Annotated in this window: 17 protein-coding genes; 10 read left to right on the top strand and 7 right to left on the bottom strand. The window is 66.0% G+C overall.

Going from position 1 to position 22,573, the window contains the following annotated elements; translation table 11 throughout:
• Window positions 1-112 precede the first annotated feature (112 nt).
• The 5 genes from L1892_RS12055 to L1892_RS12035 all read left to right on the top strand — a co-directional run bounded on the left by L1892_RS12055 (window position 113) and on the right by L1892_RS12035 (window position 5,427).
• The gene (locus tag L1892_RS12055) at window positions 113-601 is read left to right on the top strand and encodes a YflT domain-containing protein (protein WP_235723829.1); all 489 of its coding nucleotides are present in this window, start codon (window positions 113-115) and stop codon (window positions 599-601) included.
• Window positions 602-770: 169 nt separating this feature from the next.
• Window positions 771-2,255, top strand: coding sequence for an ABC transporter substrate-binding protein (locus L1892_RS12050; RefSeq protein ID WP_372475007.1), 1,485 nt, complete (start codon window positions 771-773; stop codon window positions 2,253-2,255).
• Window positions 2,252-3,406: an ABC transporter permease subunit gene (locus L1892_RS12045; RefSeq protein ID WP_235723828.1), complete on the top strand. Its 1,155-nt coding sequence runs from the start codon at window positions 2,252-2,254 to the stop codon at window positions 3,404-3,406. The genes L1892_RS12050 and L1892_RS12045 overlap by 4 nt, the downstream gene beginning before the upstream one ends.
• Window positions 3,407-3,414: 8 nt before the next feature.
• Window positions 3,415-4,245, top strand: a complete 831-nt coding sequence (locus tag L1892_RS12040) for a carbohydrate ABC transporter permease (protein ID WP_235723827.1) — start codon at window positions 3,415-3,417, stop codon at window positions 4,243-4,245.
• 3 nt (window positions 4,246-4,248) lie between these two features.
• Window positions 4,249-5,427: an ABC transporter ATP-binding protein gene (locus L1892_RS12035; RefSeq protein ID WP_235723826.1), complete on the top strand. Its 1,179-nt coding sequence runs from the start codon at window positions 4,249-4,251 to the stop codon at window positions 5,425-5,427.
• A gap of 78 nt (window positions 5,428-5,505) precedes the next feature.
• Here the strand turns inward: L1892_RS12035 and L1892_RS12030 are convergent, their stop codons facing one another.
• Complete coding sequence (locus tag L1892_RS12030) at window positions 5,506-6,363, bottom strand: chromosome partitioning protein ParB (RefSeq protein WP_235723825.1); 858 nt, start codon at window positions 6,361-6,363, stop codon at window positions 5,506-5,508.
• Window positions 6,353-7,027, bottom strand: a complete 675-nt coding sequence (locus L1892_RS12025; protein ID WP_235723824.1) for a metallophosphoesterase family protein — start codon at window positions 7,025-7,027, stop codon at window positions 6,353-6,355. The genes L1892_RS12030 and L1892_RS12025 overlap by 11 nt, the downstream gene beginning before the upstream one ends.
• A gap of 48 nt (window positions 7,028-7,075) precedes the next feature.
• On the opposite strand from L1892_RS12025, the gene L1892_RS12020 reads away from it, so the two are divergent.
• Entirely contained in the window at window positions 7,076-7,651 is a 576-nt protein-coding gene (locus L1892_RS12020; RefSeq protein ID WP_235723823.1) for a suppressor of fused domain protein, read from the top strand.
• A 37-nt stretch (window positions 7,652-7,688) separates the two neighbouring features.
• On the opposite strand, the gene L1892_RS12015 is transcribed toward L1892_RS12020, so the two are convergent.
• Complete coding sequence (locus tag L1892_RS12015; protein ID WP_235723895.1) at window positions 7,689-8,762, bottom strand: magnesium and cobalt transport protein CorA; 1,074 nt, start codon at window positions 8,760-8,762, stop codon at window positions 7,689-7,691.
• 38 nt (window positions 8,763-8,800) lie between these two features.
• Here L1892_RS12015 and L1892_RS12010 point away from each other — a divergent pair, with 38 nt between their 5' ends.
• The gene (locus L1892_RS12010) at window positions 8,801-9,421 is read left to right on the top strand and encodes a MarC family protein (RefSeq protein ID WP_235723822.1); all 621 of its coding nucleotides are present in this window, start codon (window positions 8,801-8,803) and stop codon (window positions 9,419-9,421) included.
• Window positions 9,422-9,434: 13 nt separating this feature from the next.
• Window positions 9,435-10,373 carry a glycine betaine ABC transporter substrate-binding protein gene (locus tag L1892_RS12005; RefSeq protein WP_235723894.1) on the top strand — a complete coding sequence of 313 codons (939 nt, stop codon included), beginning with the start codon at window positions 9,435-9,437 and terminating at the stop codon, window positions 10,371-10,373.
• A gap of 22 nt (window positions 10,374-10,395) precedes the next feature.
• Here L1892_RS12005 and L1892_RS12000 read toward each other — a convergent pair whose 3' ends face one another.
• Window positions 10,396-11,226 carry an SDR family NAD(P)-dependent oxidoreductase gene (locus L1892_RS12000; RefSeq protein ID WP_235723821.1) on the bottom strand — a complete coding sequence of 277 codons (831 nt, stop codon included), beginning with the start codon at window positions 11,224-11,226 and terminating at the stop codon, window positions 10,396-10,398.
• 22 nt (window positions 11,227-11,248) lie between these two features.
• Window positions 11,249-12,784 carry a flavin-containing monooxygenase gene (locus L1892_RS11995; RefSeq protein WP_235723820.1) on the bottom strand — a complete coding sequence of 512 codons (1,536 nt, stop codon included), beginning with the start codon at window positions 12,782-12,784 and terminating at the stop codon, window positions 11,249-11,251.
• A 185-nt stretch (window positions 12,785-12,969) separates the two neighbouring features.
• On the opposite strand from L1892_RS11995, the gene L1892_RS11990 reads away from it, so the two are divergent.
• On the top strand, window positions 12,970-13,542 hold the full coding sequence (locus tag L1892_RS11990; RefSeq protein WP_235723893.1) for a TetR/AcrR family transcriptional regulator: 573 nt from the start codon (window positions 12,970-12,972) through the stop codon (window positions 13,540-13,542).
• A 151-nt stretch (window positions 13,543-13,693) separates the two neighbouring features.
• Window positions 13,694-14,587 (top strand): endonuclease domain-containing protein, encoded by an 894-nt coding sequence (locus L1892_RS11985; RefSeq protein WP_235723819.1) that lies wholly within the window; start codon window positions 13,694-13,696, stop codon window positions 14,585-14,587.
• 180 nt (window positions 14,588-14,767) lie between these two features.
• Here the strand turns inward: L1892_RS11985 and L1892_RS11980 are convergent, their stop codons facing one another.
• Both L1892_RS11980 and L1892_RS11975 read right to left on the bottom strand, forming a co-directional pair.
• Window positions 14,768-18,580 (bottom strand): multifunctional oxoglutarate decarboxylase/oxoglutarate dehydrogenase thiamine pyrophosphate-binding subunit/dihydrolipoyllysine-residue succinyltransferase subunit, encoded by a 3,813-nt coding sequence (locus L1892_RS11980; protein ID WP_235723818.1) that lies wholly within the window; start codon window positions 18,578-18,580, stop codon window positions 14,768-14,770.
• Window positions 18,581-18,741: 161 nt separating this feature from the next.
• Window positions 18,742-22,572: an ABC transporter ATP-binding protein gene (locus L1892_RS11975; RefSeq protein WP_235723892.1), complete on the bottom strand. Its 3,831-nt coding sequence runs from the start codon at window positions 22,570-22,572 to the stop codon at window positions 18,742-18,744.
• Window position 22,573 lies beyond the last annotated feature (1 nt).

Here is a 22,573-nt window from a genome sequence, read left to right as displayed (position 1 = left end):
CGCCGCAGTGCCTCCGCGGCGGGGCCGATCCTGCCCGCCGCGGTGCCGAATGAGTGTGTCGCGGGCGCCTGACGAACGCGCGCCGCAGGCGCCGAAGAAAGAAGGACGCGAGATGACGAACCCGATGCGCCCCGGTCGCGAGACCCCGGGTCTGCCGACGCCGCCGACGGGATGGCCGATCGGTTCCTATGGCACCTACGCCGAGGCGCAGCGCGCCGTCGACCACCTTTCCGACCAGAATTTCACCGTGCAGGATGTGACGATCGTCGGCGTTGACCTGATGCAGGTCGAGCGCGTCATCGGGCGTCTGACCTGGGGAAAGGTGATCGGCGGTGGCATTGTCTCCGGTGCCTGGCTGGGCTTGTTCTTCGGTCTTCTCGTGTCGTTGGTGGTAACCGGCGCCGGCTTCGCGCCGATCGTGTTCGGCTTGATCGGCGGCATCATCTTCGGTCTGATCTCGACGACCATCCCGTACGCCGCGACCCGGGGGCAACGCGACTTCGCGTCCACCATGCAGCTCGTCGCGGGCCGCTACGACGTGCTCTGCGACCCCCGTACCGCCGAGCGGGCGCGGGACATGCTCAGCCGCCTGTCCAACTGACCCGACCCGGTGGGAAATGGGCGCGGGCCAGATCACGATTCTCCTACGTTCTGGCACGCCCTTACCGAATGTGTTGCATGTCACGAACTGTGACGGCTAACGTAGCGCCTCAGACGCTGACCGGTGCGGCCTCGAAGTCTTGCACCGCGAACGACATCGAGGAGGCTGCGTGCGGTTCCGGGCTGGCAGTTCCGAATCCGGTCTATCGACAACCCATCTGAGGCGGCAGCGCGGGCTGCGGCGAAAACTGGTGGTGGCGGCGGCCGCGCTGGCGACTGCGCTACCCATCGTGACCGCCTGCGGCTCGGGCTACACGCCACGGGTGATCAACATCTATCCACCCGCCGACGGCGCGTCGTTCATCGACAAGGTCGGGCAGAAGTGCTCGGCCGAATCCGACGGCGCCTACCAGATCGTCACCACCCCGCTGCCCAAGTCCGCCGACGACCAACGTCTGCAGCTGGCACGGCGGCTCGCAGGCAATGACCACGGTCTGGACCTGATGGGCATGGACGTGGTGTGGACCGCCGAATTCGCTGACGCGGGATGGATGGTCCCGGTGCCCGATGACCTGGCCGCCGACGTGGAGCGCGACACCTTGGGGGGCCCGCTGGAGACCGCGACGTGGAAGACCGACGATGACGCGGAGAAACGGCTCTACGGAATCCCCACCTGGACCAACACCCAGTTGCTCTGGTACCGGCCGGACGTGTTGCGTGAGTACCTGAACAAGAACCGTCCACCGACCACGTGGGACGAGATGCTCGCCGACACCCAGGCGGTGCTGGCCAAAGGCGGGCCGAGCTACATCATGGTGCAGGGTCGTCAATACGAGGGCCTCATGGTGTGGTTCAACTCGGTGCTGGCCAGTGCCGGTGGGGAAATCGTCGATCCCGACGATCCGAGCAAACAGACACTCAACGACACCCCGGCCCATCGTGAGGCAACGCTGCGGGCCCTTCGGACACTCAAGGCCGTGGCCACCGCGCCCGGACACGACCCGTCGCTGACCAACTCCGACGAGTCGGCGGCCCGTCTGGGTATGGAGAGCGGCAACGCCCTCTACCAGGTCAACTGGCCGTTCGTCTTCTCATCCATGCGCAGCAATGCCGCGGCGGGCGACGTGCCGTTCTTTCCGGAGATGACGGAGTTCGGACCGATGTTCGCCGATCCGGACAATCCGCCTGCGGACAGCGATCTCGCTCCGGTCAATCGGGTGGTGCGAACCAAGTTCGACTTCGCGCCCTATCCAGGTGTGAGTCCGGATATGCAGACCAAGACGACACTCGGCGGTATCAACATCGCAGTGGCCAGTACCTCGCAACAGCAGGACCTGGCATTCGAGGCCGCGGCCTGCCTGACCAATCGTGATGCGCAGCGCGTGTATTCGATCGAGGGCGGCACCCCGCCCACGATCGCGTCCATCTACGACGACCCGGACTTCCAGGACGCCTACCCGATGGGCGACGACATTCGAGACCAACTCAGCGATCAGACCGCGGCGTTGCGTCCGGCATCGCCGGATTACCAGGCCATCTCGACACTGGTCACCGCCACGCTGAGTCCGGTCGGAGCGTGGGATCCGGAGACGATGGTCGATGAACTCGCCGACCAGGTCCAACGCGCGATTGACGGGGAGGGGCTGATCCCATGACCACGGGAGACAACGACGATCCGCGGACCCGGCCGGGTCGGCATTCGATGCCCGACGACGCGACCCCGCGTGAGCCCTCGGTTCGGCCGCCCGAGGTGACGCGCCGTCCGGACTCGGGCGCACCGGCATCGGGGGGCTGGGTCCCGCCGCAATCGGGTGCCGCGGCAGGCCGTGCGCCGGAGTTCCCGGCAGCGGCCTCGACCGCGCCGCAGGGTGCGGTCGCGACGGCGACCCGTGACCCGGCAGAGCCGTCGCGGCGCAAGAGTGCGATCAGTGAAGGCAAATCCGCCGAGCGTCGGCTGGCGTTCTGGCTGGTGGCGCCGGCCGCGCTGATGATGCTGCTGGTGACCGGGTACCCGATCATCTACGCGTTCTGGTTGTCGCTGAACAAGATGAGTCTGTCGGCGCCAGGCGAGCGCGAGTTCGTCTGGTTCAGCAACTATCTGACGGTCCTGAGTTCGGATTACTGGTGGACCTCCTTCTTCGTGACACTGGGCATCACCGTGGTGTCGGTGGCCATCGAGCTCGTGCTGGGTATGGCGATCGCGCTCGTCATGCATCGCACCATCTTCGGGCGCGGCACCATCCGGACGGTGGTGCTGATCCCGTACGGCATCGTGACGGTCGCCGCTGCCTTCAGCTGGTACTACGCATGGACGCCGGAGACCGGGTATCTCGCCAACCTGTTGCCCGACGGCAGTGCACCGTTGACCGAACAGTGGCCTTCTCTGGCCATCATCGTGCTGGCCGAGGTGTGGAAGACGACGCCGTTCATGGCACTGCTGCTGCTGGCCGGTTTGGCGCTGGTACCCGACGATCTGCTCAAAGCCGCCCAGGTGGACGGCGCAGGAGCGTGGACGCGGCTGTGGCGCATCATCATCCCCTTGATGAAACCCGCCATCCTGGTGGCCCTGTTGTTCCGCACCCTGGATGCGTTCCGGATCTTCGACAACATCTACGTGTTGACCAGAGGGTCCAACAACACCTATTCGGTGTCGATGTTGGGTTACGACAACCTGTTCAAGGCATTCAACCTCGGAATCGGTTCGGCCATCAGCATCCTGATCTTCATCTGTGTGGCGCTCATCGCGTTCATCTTCGTCAAGGGCTTCGGCACCGCCGCGCCCGGCTCTGACAACGAGGGGAGGTAGGGCCGGACATGTCGCAGAGTGTGTCCAATCGGGTCTGGTGGACCGTCGCCAACGTTCTGGTGGTGCTGTACGCCGTCATCCCGCTGCTCTGGATCATCAGCCTGTCCTTCAAGCCGCCGGGCAGTATCAAGGACGGCAACTTCATCCCGCAGCAGTGGACCTGGGACAACTACAAGGGAATCTTCGAGACCAGCGCGTTCACCAGTGCGCTGCGCAACTCCATCGGTATCGGGCTGATCACCACGCTGATCGCGGTGATCCTCGGCACGATGGCCGCCTATGCCGTTGCCCGGCTGGACTTCCCGGGTAAGCGCCTACTCATCGGTGCCGCCCTCCTCATCGCCATGTTCCCGCAGATCTCGCTGGTGACCCCGTTGTTCAACATCGAGCGCAGTATCGGCCTGTTCGACACCTGGCCCGGCCTGATCCTGCCGTACATCACCTTCGCGCTCCCGCTGGCGATCTACACGCTGTCGGCGTTCTTCCGAGAGATCCCCTGGGAGCTGGAGAAAGCGGCGAAGATGGACGGAGCCACGCCGTGGCAGGCGTTCCGTAAGGTGATCGCTCCGCTGGCCGCACCGGGTGTCGTGACCGCCGCCATCCTGGTGTTCATCTTCGCCTGGAATGACCTGCTGCTGGCGCTGTCGTTGACCTCCACCGAGCGGGCCATCACCGCGCCGGTGGCGATTGCGAACTTCACCGGCGACTCACAGTTCGAGGAACCGACCGGGTCGATCGCTGCGGCCGCCGTGGTCATCACGATTCCGATCATCATCTTCGTCCTCTTCTTCCAACGTCGAATCGTTGCCGGCCTGACCTCCGGCGCCGTGAAGGGATAACCCGTGGCCGAGATCACCCTGAGCAAGGTAACCAAGCAGTACCCCGACGGGTCGACGGCGGTCCACGGGGTCGACATCGACATCGCCGACGGCGAGTTCATCATTCTGGTCGGGCCGTCCGGATGTGGAAAGTCGACCACGCTGAACATGATCGCAGGACTCGAGGACATCACGTCCGGCGAGCTGCGGATCGGCGGGGAGCGGGTCAACGAGCGCGCGCCCAAGGACCGCGACATCGCGATGGTCTTTCAGAGCTATGCGCTCTACCCGCACATGTCGGTACGGGAGAACATCGCCTTCCCGCTGACGTTGGCGAAGATGAACAAGTCCGAGATCGCCGCCAAGGTCGATGAGGCCGCCAAGATCCTCGACCTCGGACCGTATCTCGACCGCAAGCCCGCCAACCTCTCCGGTGGGCAGCGTCAGCGCGTGGCGATGGGCCGTGCGATCGTCCGCTCGCCCAAGGCGTTCCTGATGGACGAGCCGTTGTCGAACCTCGATGCCAAGCTGCGCGTGCAGATGCGTACCGAGATCGCGCGACTGCAGAACCGGCTGAACACCACGACCGTCTATGTCACCCACGACCAGACCGAGGCGATGACTCTCGGCGATCGGGTGGTGGTGTTGCGCGGCGGATACGTGCAGCAGATCGGTACCCCGCAGGAACTCTACAACGAGCCGGCCAACCTGTTCGTCGCTGGATTCATCGGCTCTCCCGCGATGAACTTCCTGCCCGGGCGGCTCGGTTCCGACTCCATCGAAACGCCGATCGGCTCGATCTCCGTTCCCGATCACCAACAGGTGGTCGCCAATGCCCAACGCGCGCAGAGCAATGGCGAGGTACTCATCGGCATCCGGCCCGAGCATCTCGAGGATGCCGCACTCGTCGAGACCTCGGTGCGGGAGAAGGGCGCGACCTTCACTGCATCCGTGGATGTCATCGAGAACATGGGGTCGGACAACTACGTCTACTTCTCGGTGGACACCCCGCACGCGACGAGTGACGCGCTCAGCGAGTTGTCCGCCGACGCGGGCGGTGTGGACATCGGTGGCGGGCAAATGATCGCGCGGGTGTCCCCGGAGTCGTCGATCAGTCGCGGCAGCAACGCCGAACTCTATTACGACACCTCGCGTGTCGCGGTATTCGACCAGTCCTCCGGCGCGAACCTGCGTCTCGCCTGAGGGGGAGTCACTCTGACCGCTCAGCAGGTAGCTTCCCCTGGTCGGTGAGGAGCGAGCGTGCGGCGTCACGAAGGGCGTTCACCGGCGCCGACGATGCCCCTGTTCGTGCAGCTTGCGGATGATCTCGTCATCCCAGATGTGCTTGCGCACCAGGCGATACCGTTCGCACGCGAGCCACATGTACAGTTCCGCGTCGCTCTCGAGGTCGGTGCGGATCTCGGCTCGGCGCGCCATCCGCACCACCGGTAGGAACTCCTCGCCGAACCAGCGGCGGGCCACCTCGGCTCGCCCGAGATACTCGCCGAGTTCCTGGCTGAGGCGAAACCCCCACGCCTCCACGTTCTCCGCGAGTTCTGCATAGTCGAACGGGTCGGCGAGCCTGATCGCCTCGGCCTGCGCGCTGGGCAGTGGAACCCGCGACAGGAACAGCCGCCGATGATCCTTGAGCAGTAGGTCCGAGGTGACGTTGATGCCGTCGGCGGAGATGCGGGTGTGGATCTCGGTCACATACGCGTCGATGGTGCGGAAGTGCCGCGCGATGGCGATGGACACACGGTGATGGCCGTCGAGGACGAAGTGCATCGACCCCACCCGGTACAACTGCACCGGCGGCACCGATTCGCCACGGCGCTGCGCCGCGGCCAGTCGCTGCCAACGCTCCCGGATCCGGGACGACGTGGGTCGGAAGTACCGATCGAAATCCCTGGTACGGTCCACGCTTCCGACGATCGTGCTGACCTCGACCTGTTGTAGGCCCAACGCCGTCTCGCCCACGCGGCCGAGTGCGGCGACGACCTCGTCGAACGGCAACACGGTGTTGACGTCGGCCGGTTGGCGCGTGAACCACGCCATCAGCCGCGACATCTCGGCATGCCTGCGCATGCGGGTGAAGTCGTTCTCGGCGTCGGCGTCGGGAAAACCGGTGTCACGAGCCATGTCGTCGCCTCACGACCTGGAATTCCCGGCTGCCCGGCTCGATGTCGAACTCGCAGTAGCCCACGACATTCATGGAGATCGTGTCGTCGCCGATCATCTTGTCGGCCGGCCGCATTCCGTACGGATGCACATGCCCGTGCACCAACAGGGTGGGGCGCAACGACCGCACGAGGCCGTGATAACAGTCGAATCCGCGATGCGGGGCGTCGTCGCCGTCCCCGACCCCACGTGCCGGGCTGTGGGTCAACAGAATGTCGGGCGTCGGCCGCGAGCAGGTCAACCGCCAGGAGCGCAGCCGCTGATGGACATCGGTGTATTGGTTGGGGCCGCTGTTGTAACGCCGACAGCCGCCGAGCCCGCTGATCCGCAGACCGGCGACGGTCGTGGTGCGGCCGTCGACGTTGATCGCGCCACGTGGCCCGGGTTCGGCGGCCGGTAACCCGGCACGGACCCAGCCTGCGCGTGCCTGCCGGTAGCCCGACAGATCCCGATCGTGATTGCCGGGTACGAAGACGCACGGCGCGTCGCAGAGCGTGGCGAGCACCTCCAGGTATTCGAACGGAAGGTCGCCGGCACCGAGGATGACGTCGGGCCGACCTTCGATACCCATACCGAAGGTCAGCGACTCCACGACCTCGTCGGCCACCGCCAGCACACGAACCACGCCTGTCAGGTTACGGGGCCGGTCAGCGCGGCGACTACGGTTGGAGCCGTGAGCGATGCAGTCACCGACCGGATCAGTGAGTTCCTCGGCGAGCGTATGTCCACGCAACCGCAACGTGCCTCGGTCACCTTCCTGGGAGTGGAGCCGATCGAGGTACTGCGGTTCGCCGGCGGCGACGATGTCGTCTACGTGACCCTCGGTTGCGCCCGGCACCCGATGAGCGAACCCAGCGATCTCCACGCCGACCCCGTCACGGGGCCACGCGCCGAGGTCGTGGTGCGATTGCACGCGTCGACCCCGTTGCCCGGCCTGCACAAGCGGATGGCGACGGTGGCCGCGGCGCCGGCCGTCGAAGGCCTCATCCTGGCCCCTGATGCCCTCGTCGACCTGTCCGAACCGGTCTGGGACGGGGCGGCACCGACGGCGCTGCTCCTCGAACCCGATGACCTCGGCGACCTGGTGTTACCGGAGCCGATGGATCCGGTTCGATTCCTGCGTGCCGTGCCGATCACCGCGAACGAGGCCGCATGGGTACGGCTCAAGGGCGCCGACGCCCTGCGTGAGGCCTGGCGTGAAGCCGGAATCGACGTGATGTCGCCGGAGCGAGCCGCCGCGAAGCTCTGAGCGGTCCTAGGAGGAAAACGCCGGTCGGCGTCCGGCGCTACAGCCAGTGGTGTCGGCGCAAAATCACCCACAGCGCGGAGCACGCGACGAGCAGTCCGACGATCACCGTCGGATAACCCCAGCGTTCGTCGAGTTCTGGCATGTACTCGAAGTTCATGCCATAGATCCCGGCCACCAGGGTCGGCACGGCCGCGATCGCGACCCACGACGAGATCTTGCGCATGTCGGTGTTCTGCTGGATGCCCACCTTCGCCGCCGCGGCACCGAGCAACGAGGTGAGAACCTCGTCGTACTCCACGACCCGGTCGATGACAGTGGTGAGATGGTCGGCGACGTCACGGAAGTGCCGCCTGATCTCCTTTGGCACCATCGGATTGTCGGCGGTGAGCCGGGCCAACGGCCCGGTCAGCGGGGTCACTGCGCGTCGCAACTCCAGAACCTCGCGTTTGAGCAGGTAGACGGGGTCGATGTTGAGGGAGCGCTGGGTCCCGAACACCGAGCTCTCGATGGCGACGATGTCGGTTTCCATCCGATCGGTGACCGCGAGATAGCTGTCCACGACGAGGTCGGAGATCGCGTGCAGCACCGCGGTCGGTCCCAACTCCAGTCGTGTGGGCCGGGCCTCCAGCCGCCGACGCAATCCGGACAGGTGCGTGTGATCGCCGTGGCGGACGGTGATGACGAAATCCGGACCGACGAAGATCATGATCTCGCCGGTCTCGACGACCTCACTGGCCTTGTCCATCGACTCGTGCTCCACGTACTTCACCGTGCGCAACACCAGGAACTGGGTGTCGTCGTACACCTCGAGCTTCGGTCGCTGGTGGGCGTTGACGGCGTCTTCCACCACCAACTCGTGCAGCCCGAAGACCCGCCCGACGTCCTGCATCTGTTCGTCGTCGGGGGAATGCAGGCCGAGCCAGACGTACCCCTCGCCACTCGCGCGCACCTCGTGCAGCGCTTCGCGGTAGGACACCCGCCCGGGGCGGCGATCGCCGTTCACGTAGACGGCACAGTCGACCACCGCGCGGGCCGCGGGCACCGGGATACGCGGCAGCGGACGCTTGTCGCGGCGCGGCGTGACGAATCCGCCGGGCCGCAGATGCGGCATCGAGGGCACGAGGTGGATGCTACTCGTAGGATCACCGCGTGCCCTTCGACGTGACCGTCTACACCACCACTTTGATCACGCTGATCGTGATCATGGATCCGCCCGGCCAGGTACCGGTGTTCCTCAGCCTGGTGGGCCACCGATCGGCGGAGTACCGGCGCCGCGCCGCCTGGCAGGCTCCGCTGGTCAGTCTGCTGGTGATCAGTGTGTTCGCGATCGGTGGCAAGGCGATCCTGAACTATCTGCACATCGGGATCCCGTCCCTGCAGGGTGCGGGCGGGCTGCTGTTGCTGCTGGTGGCGCTGCAGTTGCTGACCGGACTGGGCTCTGCGGGCAAACCCGAGGCCAGCGACGATGTCAACGTGGCATTGGTGCCACTGGGGACCCCGCTGCTGGCCGGACCGGGCGCCATCGCAGCGGTGATCGTGGCGGTGAGCGCCGAAGCGGGTAACGCCGGGGGCTATGTGGCGATCGCCGCGGCCATCATCAGCGTCCACTTGATCGTCATGATCGTGCTGCGCTATTCGACGATCCTGATCCGCCTGCTCGGCATCGGCGGTATCACGTTGTTGGCGAAGATCGCGGGTCTGTTGCTCGCCGCCATCGCGGTCCAATTGATCGCCGACTCCGTCGCTGGGTTCGTCGCCGCGGGCGGCTAACGTGGGGCGCGTGATGAAGCGCGCACTGACGGCTGTTTTGACGATCTGTGCCCTCGCGGCGACCCTCCTGGCGTGCTCTGAGGACACCTCGCCGGGCCGAGAGGTGACGTTGGGCGCACCGGACTCATCGGCGATGATCGTGATGGCCCAGGTCTATGCCGGCGCACTCCGACATGCGGGTAGCCCGGTGTCGACAGAAATACACACCGGTGACTACCGGCAACTCCTCGACGAGATGGACACACTCGACGTCGACCTGTTCCCGGCATTCAGCGGAAACCTGCTCAGCCGGCTCGCGCCGCAGCTCGAGCCACGAACCGCCGAGGAGGTCTACACCGATCTCAACCGGTCACTCCCGCAGGGGGTGTCGGTGGGTGACGCGACGATGGTGACCGCCACACCGCAGGTCTTCGTCGCTGCTTCGACGGCCGACGACGGGCAGGTGAGCGACCTCGCCGACTGCGGCCGGCTGCCCGCCGACCTGCCGGTGGTGATGATCGGTGCGCCACAGCAGGGTGTGGTGGCGGCGTTCGCTGCGGCCGGATGTCGCTTCGGTCCGGTGGAATCGGTGGACTCGGTGTCTGCGGCCGCCGACCGGATCGCCTCGGGGCAGGCGGTCGGCGTCCTGACCCCGCTCGACGTCGCGGGTGACGACGCGGAGGGGTCGGTCGGTGACATTCGTGCGCTGCGGGTGTCGGTGCCCGACGCCACCGCATCGGCGACAGCCTCGGCCGCGCCGTCGGCGACGGCCGTCGTCGACGTTGGGCCGCGACCCGAGGAACTGGTGCCGGTCTATCGCAGCGCGGCTCTCACCCTCGACGAGGTCAAGACGATGAATGTGGTCGCCGGCGAGATGACCACGGCGGATCTGGCAACGCTGGCTCGCGCCGTGGACACCGGCGCAGACCCGGCCGAACTCGCGGGCGAGTGGTTGGCCGAACACGGTCTGTGAACCGGTCCGGCCAACCGCCTGGTCAGCGGGCCTTGGACAACGCCCAGCCGGCGATCCGGGCGACGACGCCCTGATAGCCCGAGGCGACGACGCGGACCCAGAGGTCGAGCAGTTTGGCGTCGGTACCGACGAGCACGCGGGCGCGGTTGCGGCGGACGCCGTTGATGATGACGTCGGCGGCGTCGGCCGACGTCATCCGGGCGAGGTAGCGGTCGAAGAACTCGGCAGTGGACTTCTGGTTGTGCTCACCGGACGTGGTGGCGTTGCGCGCGATCGCGGTCTTGATACCGCCGGGGTGCACGCAGGTGACCTTCACCGGGTGCTTGGCGACGATCATCTCTTGGTTGAGGGCCTCGGTGAAGCCGCGGACTGCGAACTTCGCCGAGTTGTAGGCGGCCTGCCCGGGTTCGGACAGTAGCCCGAACAGCGACGAGGTGTTGACGATGTGGCCGTCTCCGGACGCGATGATGTGTGGCAGGAAAGCCTTGGTGCCGTTGACGACTCCCCAGTAGTCGACGTCCATCACCCGCTCGATGTCCTTGAACTCGGTGCGCTCGATCTCCCCGTGATGGGCGATGCCGGCATTGTTGAAGATGACGTTGACGATGCCGTAATGGGCCACCACGGTGTCCGCGTACTCCAGCACGGCCTCCCGCTCGGCGACGTTGAGCAATTGCGCGTGCACGGGTGCCCCCGTCTCGGCGACCAGCTTCTCGGTGACCGCCAGGCCTTCCGGGTTGAGGTCGGAGATGGCGAGTTTGGCGCCCATCCGGCCCAGCTTCACCGCGAGGTCGCGGCCCATTCCCGAACCGGCGCCGGTGATGACGACGACCTTGTCACGAAAGTCCTTCATGGTGTGTCTCCTTCGACGGCATTCAGGCGGTGACCGAGGCCGGCCGCTTGTCGGTGGTGTCTGTGGTTGCCGGGGCGTTGCGAGTGCGCTCCACATCGTAGGCGGCGATGTCGAAACGCTTGGTGACTCGTCGGAAGTTGAACGTGAAGCCGGGCCACAGCGTGGTGATGTTGCCGTGGTGATCCTTGTACCAGGACGCACATCCGCCGTTGACCCACACACTGTTGCGCAGGCTGTGCTGGATCTCCGCGTTATAGGCGCGCTGAGCGTCGAACTTCACGTCTGTGCGTGTGATGCCCTGCTGGCGAACCGTTTTCACGTAGTCGACCAAGTAGTTCAGCTGCGACTCGATCATGTACACCATCGAGGTGTGGCCCAGACCCGTGGACGGGCCGATCATCAGCATCATGTTGGGGAACCCGTTGACGAACGAGCCCTTGTAGCCCTGCATGCCGATCTCGTCCCAGACCCCGGCCAGGCTGCTGCCGTCGGTGCCGATGATCTTGCCGAACACCGGGGAGTCGGTGACGTGGAACCCGGTGGCCACCACGATGACGTCGACGTCGCGCACACGTCCGTCGGCGGTGCGGATGCCCGACTCGGTGACGCCCGCGATCGGATCGGTGACCAGGTCGACGTTGGATCGGGCGATCGCCGGGTACCAGTCGTTGGAACGCAGAATCCGCTTGCAGCCGACCTGGAAGGTGGGGGTCACTTTTCGCTTGAGCTCGCGGTCGCGGATGGACCGGGCGATGTTGGCGCGGCAGATGAGCTCGACCGGTTTGAGTGACTTGGGGGAGTAGGTGAGTCCGAACGCGGTGACCTCGTTGGCCGCGTAGACGACGCCGCGCATCGCCGTCTGGAACCCCGGCACGTTCTCGAACGCCCAGTGCTCTGCTGCGGTGTACGGACGTTCCGTCCGCGGCACGATCCACGGTGCGGTGCGCTGGTAGACGTCGAGGCGGCCGGCGACCTTGGCCAGTTCGGGCACGAGCTGGATCGCCGACGCGCCGGTGCCGATCACCGCCACTCGCTTACCGGTGAAGTCGTAATCGTTGTCCCACCGAGCCGAGTGCACGATCTTGCCGTCGAAGTCGTCGAATCCGTCGATGTCGGGCAGGTTGGGCTCGCACAGCGGGCCGACCGCGCCGACCATGATCTCAGCGCGCACCTGCTCGTTCTGCCCCTCGCGGACGACGTCGAGAATCCAGCGTTGCTGGTCCTCATGCCATTCGGCGCGCTCGACCTCGGTACCGAAGCGGGTGTGGCCGCGCACTCCGTGTTCATCGGCGACACCGTTGATGTACCGGTGGATCTCCGGTTGATGTGAGTACGAGCGCGACCATCGGGGGTTGTGCGCGAATGAGTAGGAGTAGAGCTGCGACGGGACGTCGCAAGCGGCCCCCGGGTAGGTGTTGTCGCGCCAGGTGCCGCCGAAGTCGGCCCCGCGATCCAGGATCACGAAATCGTCGACACCGTTCTGCTTGAGCTTGATGGCTGCGCCCAGGCCGGAGAAGCCTGCCCCGACGATGGCGATCTGTACATCGATCATTGTCATGGTCTCACCGTAGCGTTCTACTGAATGAGCGTCAATAGTTTGTTGAACTATGATCAATAGCGGCCTACGGTGGAGTGGACCAGCACGAATGCGCGGAAACGAACGCGGGAGAGGACACGTAAGCTGTGACGGTGACCCGAGGTTCTGCGACACAACGTCCCGCCGAGACGGCGAAACGGACCCGGATGAGTCCGGAAGCACGGCGCGACCAGTTCATCGATCTCGGCCTGCAGATGGTGCGCGATCGTCCGCTGGAACTGGTGTCGATCGACGCCATCGCCGAGGCCGCAGGCGTCTCCCGCGCACTGCTGTTCCACTATTTCGCCTCCAAACAGGAGTTCCACGTCGCGATCGCTCGGGCGCAGGCCGACGAGATGCTCGAGTGCACCGCGCCCGATGAGTCCCTCGGTGATCCGCTGGCGATGCTGTCGGGCTCGATGTCGGCGTTCATCGACTACGTCAGCACCAATCGCGAGGCGTATATGGCTTTCATGCGTGGGTCGTCGAGCGCGGACCCTGCCATGCGCGAAGTGTTCGACGGAACTCGCGCGGTGATGTCGGCGCGCATTCTCGACCACGCGCCCGCCCTGGGCATCGACGTCACACCGGTGGTGGAGATGACTGTGCAGGGCTGGATCTCATTCGTGGAGGAGACCACCATCAGCTGGCTCACCGAGCCGGTGGTCACGCGTGACGAACTGCTGGGCGTCATCACCGCGTCGCTCCCGGCGTTGGCCTCGGTCGTCCAGCACCCCTGATCGCCGGCAGAACCCCAAATCTCGCCGACAGAACCCGGATTCGCGCCGACTGAACCCTCGGCCCTACCGCAGGCTGTGGATAACGGCGTGAATTGTCCCCAGGCGCACGATTGATGTCGTTGTGGAAGCGCCGGTGCCCTGCAATGTCCTCATGGCACGCAATTCACCGAATGGCGACAAGTACCTTGTCCGACGCAAGAAGGCCGTGGCGTCCACTGAAATGTCGGCGGAGCAGTTCGCTGTCGCGTTCACACGGTTGCATGGTGACAGCTACGTCGAACGATCGGCTGTTCTCGCGCCCCGTGAGAGGATCATCGCGACTGCACGGACTGCGCCCGACGACGTGGTCGTCGGTGGGATCGCTGCGAAAGTCATGCACGGCGGCACATGGCATGACGGGGATTTCACGGTCGAGCTGATCCGCGCTCCTGACGCCGGCAACAAGCGAGGGCGCGGACGGGCGGTTCATCGCACAGACCTCGAGCCCGATGATGTCGTGGACATCGATGGTGTGAGGGTGACGTCGGTGTTACGAACTGCCCTCGACATTGGTCGGGTACCGCCGGAATGGCGCGCGCTCGGTCATCTCGACGACCTCGCATCAGCGACCGGCTTCTGCCCCGAGGACCTGGCCGCCTACGTCAAGCAGTTCCCAGCGCGCCGCGGTATCCGCCAACTGCGTGCGCTGATTCCGATGATCGACGGCAGATCGGAATCACCGCCCGAGAGCTGGCTCCGACTCCTGGTGTTCCGAGCCGATCTTCCGACACCGGATCTGCAGGTCGAGGTGGTCGATCCGGTTGATGGGCACGTCTTCGCGCGGATCGACCTCGCCTACGAGCAACTCAAGATAGCGATCGAGTACGACGGTGAGGACTTTCACTCGACGCCTGCACAGAAGGCCCATGATGAGGCCCGTGACGCCAAGCTGAGGGCACTCGGATGGATTGTCATACGTATCAATGCTGAACGGATGCGCACCGATCAGTGGGGAATCGTCATGGAGATCGAGAAGGCTCTGCGTGTGCGTGGCGGGTACTTCTGACCACCAGCCTCGGCGAGCGATTCCGTCGCCGCAATTGTGGGTTCTGTCGGCGGAATTTGGGGTTCTGTCGGCGTGAAACAGGGTTCTGTCGGCGAAGGCGCAGCCACCCCACTTCGTTGCGGAAGTGGGGTGGCTGCCGTTCGGTTAACCGCCGCGAGGTGCGGTCAGGAGGCCGTCACATCAGGAGAAGCACTCGTCGAGGATCTCCTGCTGCTCCACGGCGTGCACCTTGCTCGAGCCCGACGACGGTGCCGACATGGCCCGACGCGAGATGCGCCGAAGACCGCTGAGCACGTCCGGCAGCACCTCGGGCAGCCACAGGCCCAGGAACGGCCACGGACCCTGGTTGGCCGGCTCTTCCTGGACCCAGCGGAAGTCCTCGGCGTTCGGGTACTGCTCGAGGGTGTTGCGCAGACGGCGGTGCGGCACCGGGTACAGCTGCTCGATGCGCACGACAGCGACATCTTCGCGCTTCTCCTTGTCGCGGCGCGCGGCGAGTTCGTAGTAGAGCTTGCCGCTCACCAGCAGCACTCGCTTGACCTTGCTGCGATCGGCGCCACCGAGGAACCTCGGGTCGTCGAGTACCGAGCGGAACTTGTCGTCGGTGAACTCCTCGATGGGGCTGACGGCATTCTTGTTGCGCAGCATCGACTTCGGGGTGAACACGATCAACGGACGGCTGATGCCGTCGAGCACGTGGCGGCGCAACAGGTGGAAATAGCTCGACGGGGTCGACGGCAGCGCGACAGTCATCGATCCCTCGGCACAAAGCTGAAGGAATCGTTCGATACGACCTGAGGTGTGGTCGGGGCCCTGGCCCTCGTGCCCGTGCGGCAGCATCAGGACGACGTCGGAGAGCTGTCCCCACTTGGCCTCGCCGGAGGAGATGAACTCGTCGATGATCGACTGCGCGCCGTTGACGAAGTCGCCGAACTGGGCTTCCCACATCACCAGCGCGTCCGGGTTGCCGACCGAATAGCCGTATTCGAAGCCGACCACCGCGAACTCCGACAGCGGCGAGTCGTAGACCATGAACCGGCCCTCGGCGCTGTCGCCGGCGATGGTCTTCAGGTTGTTGAGCGGGGTGTACTCCGCGCCGCTGTCGCGGTCGATGAGCACCGAGTGCCGCTGGGTGAACGTGCCGCGCCGGGAGTCCTGACCCGACAAGCGGACCGTGCGGCCCTCCAACACGAGCGAACCGTAGGCGAGCAGCTCGGCAAAGGCCCAGTCGATCTTCCCGTGACGCGACATCTCGTGGCGACGTTCCAGCACCGGCTTCACACGCGGATGCGCATCGAAGCCGTCGGGGGTGTGGAAGAACGCGTCGCCGATGGCCTCGAGGACCTCCTTGTCGACGGCGGTCACCAGCTTGGTCGGCAGGGTCTGATCGGCCTGGATCGAGGGGCTCGGTTCGGCGTGATACTTCTCGAGTTCCTTGACCTCGTTGAACACCCGCTCGAGCTGACCTTGGTAATCGCGCAGAGCGTCCTCGGCCTCCTTGGTGGAGATGTCACCGCGACCGATCAGGGCTTCGGTGTAGCTCTTGCGGACGCCGCGCTTGGTGTCGATCACGTCGTACATGGCCGGTTGGGTCATCGACGGGTCGTCGCCCTCGTTGTGGCCGCGGCGACGGAAGCAGACGAGGTCGATGACGACGTCCTTGCCGAAGGCCTGACGGTAGTCGACCGCGAGTTTGGCGACCCACACGCACGCCTCCGGGTCGTCGCCGTTGACGTGGAAGATCGGCGCGCCGATCATCTTGGCGACGTCGGTGCAGTACTCGGTCGACCGGGAATGCTCCGGGGCCGTGGTGAAACCGACCTGGTTGTTGACGACGATGTGGATGGTGCCGCCGGTACGGTAGCCCGGGAGCATCGCCATGTTCAGTGTCTCCGCGACCACACCCTGACCGGCGAAGGCGGCGTCGCCGTGCAGCATCAATGGCAGCACCGAGAACTGATCGTCGTCGTCGAGCAGGTCCTGCTTGGCGCGGACGAGACCCTCGAGAACGGGGTCGACGGCCTCGAGGTGGCTCGGATTGGCGGTCAGCGAGACGTTGATCTCGTTGTCGCCGAACATCTGGTAGTACTTGCCCTCGGCGCCGAGGTGGTACTTCACATCGCCCGATCCGTGCGCCTGCGACGGATTCAGGTTGCCCTCGAACTCGGTGAAGATCTTCGAGTACGGCTTCCCGACGATGTTGGCGAGCACGTTGAGGCGGCCGCGGTGGGGCATGCCGATGACGACCTCGTTGAGACTGTGTTCGGCACCCTGGTCGATCACGGCATCCATCATCGGGATCACCGACTCGGCACCCTCGAGCGAGAAGCGCTTTTGACCGACGTACTTGGTCTGCAGGAACGTCTCGAACGCCTCGGCGGCGTTCAGCTTCGACAGGATGTACTTCTGCTCGGCGACCGGCGGCTTGACGTGTTTGATCTCCACCCGGTCCTGCACCCAGCGCTGCTGTTCGGGCTCCAGGATGTGGGTGTACTCGACACCCACATGGCGGCAGTACGCATCGCGCAGGATCGACAGCACGTCGCGCAGCTTCATCTTCTCCTGGCCGTGGAAACCGCCGACCTTGAAGCTGCGATCGAGGTCCCAGAGAGTGAGGCCGTAGGTGAGCACATCGAGGTCCGGATGACTCGCGCGTGCATCGCTGTCCATCATCAGCGGATCGATGTCAGCCATCAGATGCCCGCGGTTACGGTATGCCGCAATGAGTTCCAGAACGCGTGTGCTCTTGTCCACCAGTCCGGCGGGGATGTCGCGGCGCCAGCGGACCGGCTCGTAGGGGATGTGGAACGCGGTGAAGATCTCGTCGTAGAAGGCGTCGTCCAGCAGCAACTGGTGGATGGTCCGCAGGAAGTCGCCCGACTCGGCACCCTGGATGATGCGGTGGTCGTAGGTGGAGGTCAGCGTCATCAGCTTGCCGACGCCGAGATCGGCGATCTGCTCGTCGCTGGCGCCCTGGAACTCCGCTGGATATTCCATCGCGCCGGCGCCGACGATGGCGCCCTGCCCCTTCATCAGGCGCGGTACTGAGTGCACGGTGCCGATGGTGCCCGGGTTGGTCAGCGAGATGGTCACACCCGAGAAGTCCTCGGCGGTGAGTTTGCCGTCACGCGCACGTCGGACGATGTCCTGGTAAGCGGTGTAGAACTCCGCGAACCCCATCGTCTCGCAGTTCTTGATCGCGGCGACGACCAGCGTCCGATTGCCGTCTTTGCCGACCAGGTCGATGGCCAGGCCCAGGTTGGTGTGCGCGGGGGTGACCACGTTGGGCTTGTTGTCGACCTCGGCGAAGTGGCGATTCATGTTCGGGAACGCCTTGATCGCCTGGACGATGGCGTAGCCGAGGATGTGGGTGAAGCTGATCTTGCCGCCGCGGGTACGGGCGAGATGATTGTTGATGACGATCCGGTTGTCGATCATCAGCTTGGCCGGGACGGCGCGAACGCTGGTGGCGGTCGGGATCTCCAACGACGCCGACATGTTCTTGGCGATCGCGGCGGCCGGGCCGCGCAGGACCTTGTTCTCGTCCTCGCTGGGTGCTGTGGCCGCGGCCTTCGCCGGCTCCTTGGCCTTCTGCGAACGGGCCGATCCGTCGCGGCTGGCGGTGCTCTGGCCGGAAGCGGCCTTGGTGGCCGTCGATTCCTTGGTGGGTCCGGCCTTGCGGGCGGCAGCCTTTGTCGGCTGCTGGTCGAGGGTCACCTGCTTGCTCTGCTTGGCCGGCGCAGACTTCGAGGTGGACTCTGCCGAGGCCGACGGCGTTGCCGGGGCCTTCGCGGCCGACGAGGTCGCCGGAGCTGCGGTGGCGGGGGCGTCAGCGGTGGCCGCCGTATCGGACGAGCCGTTCGAGTTGGGGTCGTAGTCGGCCAGGAAGTCATGCCAACTCGGATCGACCGACTTCGGGTCCTTCTTGTATTGCTGGTACATCTCCTCGACCAGCCAGGTGTTTTGTCCGAAATCCGAAATCGAACTGCTCACAGCGCCTACTCGCCTCAATTCCCTCTGGTGTCGGGTCGCTTGTCACCACGTAAGTCCCTTGTGAAGACTATCGGTGAACCACCTGCAGATGGTACGCGTGCCGAGTCGGTGGCGTGCGTCTGACCTCACCGAACACAGCATCTTGAGGTGTATGTCACCTGTCACCTGAGGCGGATGTCACCGGCGGTGGCGATACCGTCGGCGTCTGGGGCGACACCGGCATCCCAGAACGCGCGGTACCGTCCGTTCAACGCCAGTAGCTCGCGGTGTGTTCCCCACTCGACGATTCGGCCCCCGTCGACCACGGCGATGACATCGGCCCGTGCCGCCGTGGCGAGGCGATGGGCGACGATGACCGACGTCCGGCGGTGGGTGAGGGCCTCGCCGGCGGCGAGTACGAGCGCCTCGGTCGCCTGGTCGAGGGTGGCGGTCGCCTCGTCGAGCAGGAGCAGGTCGGGGTGAACGAGTTCGGCGCGCGCGAGCGCGATCAGTTGGCGCTGCCCCGACGACAGACCCTGCCCCCGCTCGCCAATCGGGTGGTTCATCGCGCCGGGCAACTCGGCGATCATGCCCGCGGCGCCGACCGCCGACGCCGCCGCGGCGATCTCTGCCCGCTGGGCATCGGGTCGGCCGTACGCGATGTTGTCGGCGACGGTGCCGGTGAACAGATGTGGTTCCTGTGGCACGACTCCGATGCGGGCGCGGTAGGCCTCGAGTTCGTGGTCGCGGATGTCGGTCTCGTCCATCCGGACCGAACCCGAGGTGGGGTCGTAGTAGCGGGCCAGCAACTTGACGATGGTCGACTTGCCCGCGCCGGTCTTGCCGACCAGCGCCAGCGAGGTGCCGGACGGGACCGTGAGGTCGATCTCGGTCAGCGCATCGCGATCGGCGCCGGCGTAACGGAAGGACACGTCGGCGAAGTCGACGCGGCCGTCGAAACCCGCTGCCGGTACGGGAGTGTGACTGTCGCGACGGTGCAGCGAACTCGGGGTGCGGATCAGGTCGCCGATACGGCGTAGGCCGACCGCGGCCTGCTGGTATCCGTCGAATACCTGGGAGAGCTGTTGTACCGGCCCGAAGAGCATCGACAGGTAGAGGACGAACGCGACGAGGGTGCCCGCCGACAGCGAGCCCTGGGAGATCTGGTGTGCGCCGACCGCGATTGCGACCGCGGCGGCGAGGTCGGACATGAAAGTGATGAACGGGAAGTAGATCGAGATCGCGGTCTGGGAGACCATCCGGGCGCTCAGCCACTCATCGGTGCGGCGGGTGAAGCGTGCCGTCGCGGTGGGCGTGTGCCGATAGGTCTGCGTGGTCTTGATACCGGCGATGTTCTCCTGAAAGTCGGCGTTGACCAGGCTGACCAACTCCCGTGACCGGGTATAAGCCACCGAGGAGATACGGCGGAACACCACGGTGGCGACGATCAGCACCGGAAAGACCGGCAGGATGAGCGCACCGAGTAACGGATCGGTGATGAGCAGGGCCACCGTGACCCCCACCAGGGTGAGCGCAGCGACGACCGCAGTGGACAGGCCCGTCTGCAGGAACGTGGACAGTGCGTCGACATCGGTGGTCATCCGGGTCATGATCCGACCGGAGAGTTCGCGCTCGTAGTAGTCCAGACCCAGCCGCTGCAAGTGCGCGTAGCTGCGGACGCGCAGACCGAACAGGACGCGTTCGCCGGCCCGGGTCGAGGTGATCGTCATCGTGGCGGCGGCCAGCCAGCCGACGCCCACCAGTGCCACTCCCACCGCGCTCGCCCACCACAGCGTCGTTTCGTCGGTGTGCGTCGCGGCGTCGATGACGGTGCGCGCCAGGGAGGGAAAGGCCAACCCGACGAGGGTGTCGATCGCGATGGTGACGATTGCGGCGCCGAGCAGCCAGCGCACCGGCCGCAGGAGTTGAGCCAAGGAGAAGTCCCGGTTGTCCGAGCGGGCAGTGTTCACGTCGATGGTGGGCTGCTCGTCGGCGGGTGGTAGCGCGTCGACTGCGGCGGTGAGTTCGGGCGTCGCCGGCATCGAGCCGAGGGCGCCGCCCATGCCACCGCCGCCCCTGGCGCCGCCGCCACCCGGGCCTCGGGTGGGTGTCACCGGTCGTCGGATGGTGTGATCGGGTGCGGGACTGGGTGGCCACAGGTCGTCGAGCGCCGGGCCCCCAGGCACTTCCGGGAGGGTCTCGCCGACCACCTGTTCAGGGTCGGCCGAGGACATCAGGCTGGCGAACAACCCGCACCGCGCGTCCAACTCGTCGACGGTCCCCACGTCGACGATCCGCCCGCCGTCGAGAACGGCGACCCGGTCGGCCAGGGCCAGCGTGGACCGGCGGTGTGCCAGCAGCAGCATCGTGCGGCGCTCGGCGCGCAGCCCACGCAGGATCCGGACCTCGGTGGAGGCGTCCACCGCCGAGGTCGCGTCGTCGAGGACCAGTACGCGGGACCCGGCGTAGAGCGCGCGGGCCAGGGCCACGCGCTGGCGCTGGCCGCCGGACAGGGTCAGTCCCCGCTCGCCGACGACGGTGTCGAAGCCATCGGTGAGGCCGTCGATGAACTCGAGCGCGTCCGCGCGCTCGGCGGCCGACACCAGTCGGGCGCTCGGTGGCGCACCGGAGGCGAGGCTGATGTCGGCGCCGTCGGGCCCGAGCATGATGTTGGCCGCGATGGTGTCGGAGTACAGGAACGGTTCGTCGAAGACCACCGACACCGCGTCGTGCAAGGCGTCGGATGCCAGTGCGTCGATTGGGTGGACCGTGTCTCCGACGAGCAGCTCGACCGCACCGCGCTCGGGCCGGTAGTAGTGTCCGACCAGATCCGCGAGGGTGGACTTTCCCGACCCGGGGCGGCCGACCACGGCGACACATTCGCCGGGCCCCACAGTCAGGTCGACCCCGTCGAGGACCTGTCGGTCACCGAATGCGAACCCGACGTCGCGTACCCGCAGCCCGATCGGCCCGTCGGGCAGGGTCGCGGTGTTGTGTTCGGCCGGGTCGCGCGGATGGTCGATCACGTCGTAGACGCGATCGACGGCGGCGCGCGCGAGTTGCGCGCTCACCACGAGGTTGGTGAGTAGTCGCGCCAATGCGGTCATCGAGGCGATGTAGGTGGCGAAGGCGAGGAAGGTGCCGGCCGTGATGTGGCCGTGCATGGTGAGGTATCCGCCGAGCGCGATCACGGCGACCATGCCTAGTTGTGGGATGGCGGCCATTGTGGGGGTGAAGCGGGCGTTGATCCGTCCGGCCCGCATTCGCAGCGAGAACAGGCGGGTGCCCAGGCCGACCAGTTCGTCGACTGCACGGCGTTCCTGACCGAACCCCTTGACCACACGGACACCGGTGACGGTTTCCTCGACATGCTGTGCCACGTCGGCGGCCGCCTGCTGGGCAGACCAGGTGGCGGCGAACAGCTTTCGGCGAGTGCGCATCACGACCAGGGCGACCAGCGGGAAGATCGACAATGCGACGCAGGTGAGCAGGGGTGACAGATAAGCCATGATGCCGATGGCGAACACGACCTGGACCGCGGCCCCGATTGAGAGTGGCGCCATGGCCAGCAGGCCCTGCACGATCTGCAGATCCGAGATCGACCGGGAGACGATCTGGCCGGTACGGATCTGGTTCTGCGCGTTGCCATCGAGATGCAGCAGCGTGTCGAGCAACTTGCGACGCAGCCCGTTCTGCACGGTCACCGACAGCCGTCCCGCGGTCAGGCGCCGCCCGAACTGACATCCGTAGCGCACCACCGCCAAGACGACGAGCGCGATGACGATGAGCCGGATCGACAACCCGTCGGAGACGGCGCCGGTCGCGTGGTCGATGGCCGCCTTGGCAAGTAGCGGCGCGATCAGGTCGACCGCGACCGCCACCGCTGTCACCGCCAGTGTGATGGTGACCAGCGCGCGATGGCGTCCACATTCGGCGACGAGTCGCCGGATCCAGCCGCGTCGGGTGGGGGCGTCGTCGGTTGCCGGCGGCGTCCCCTTGTCACCGTGCCGCACT

The organism is Gordonia tangerina (assembly GCF_021556435.1).
GTDB lineage: Bacteria > Actinomycetota > Actinomycetes > Mycobacteriales > Mycobacteriaceae > Gordonia > Gordonia tangerina.
This window is presented reverse-complemented; position numbering and strand designations above follow the sequence as displayed.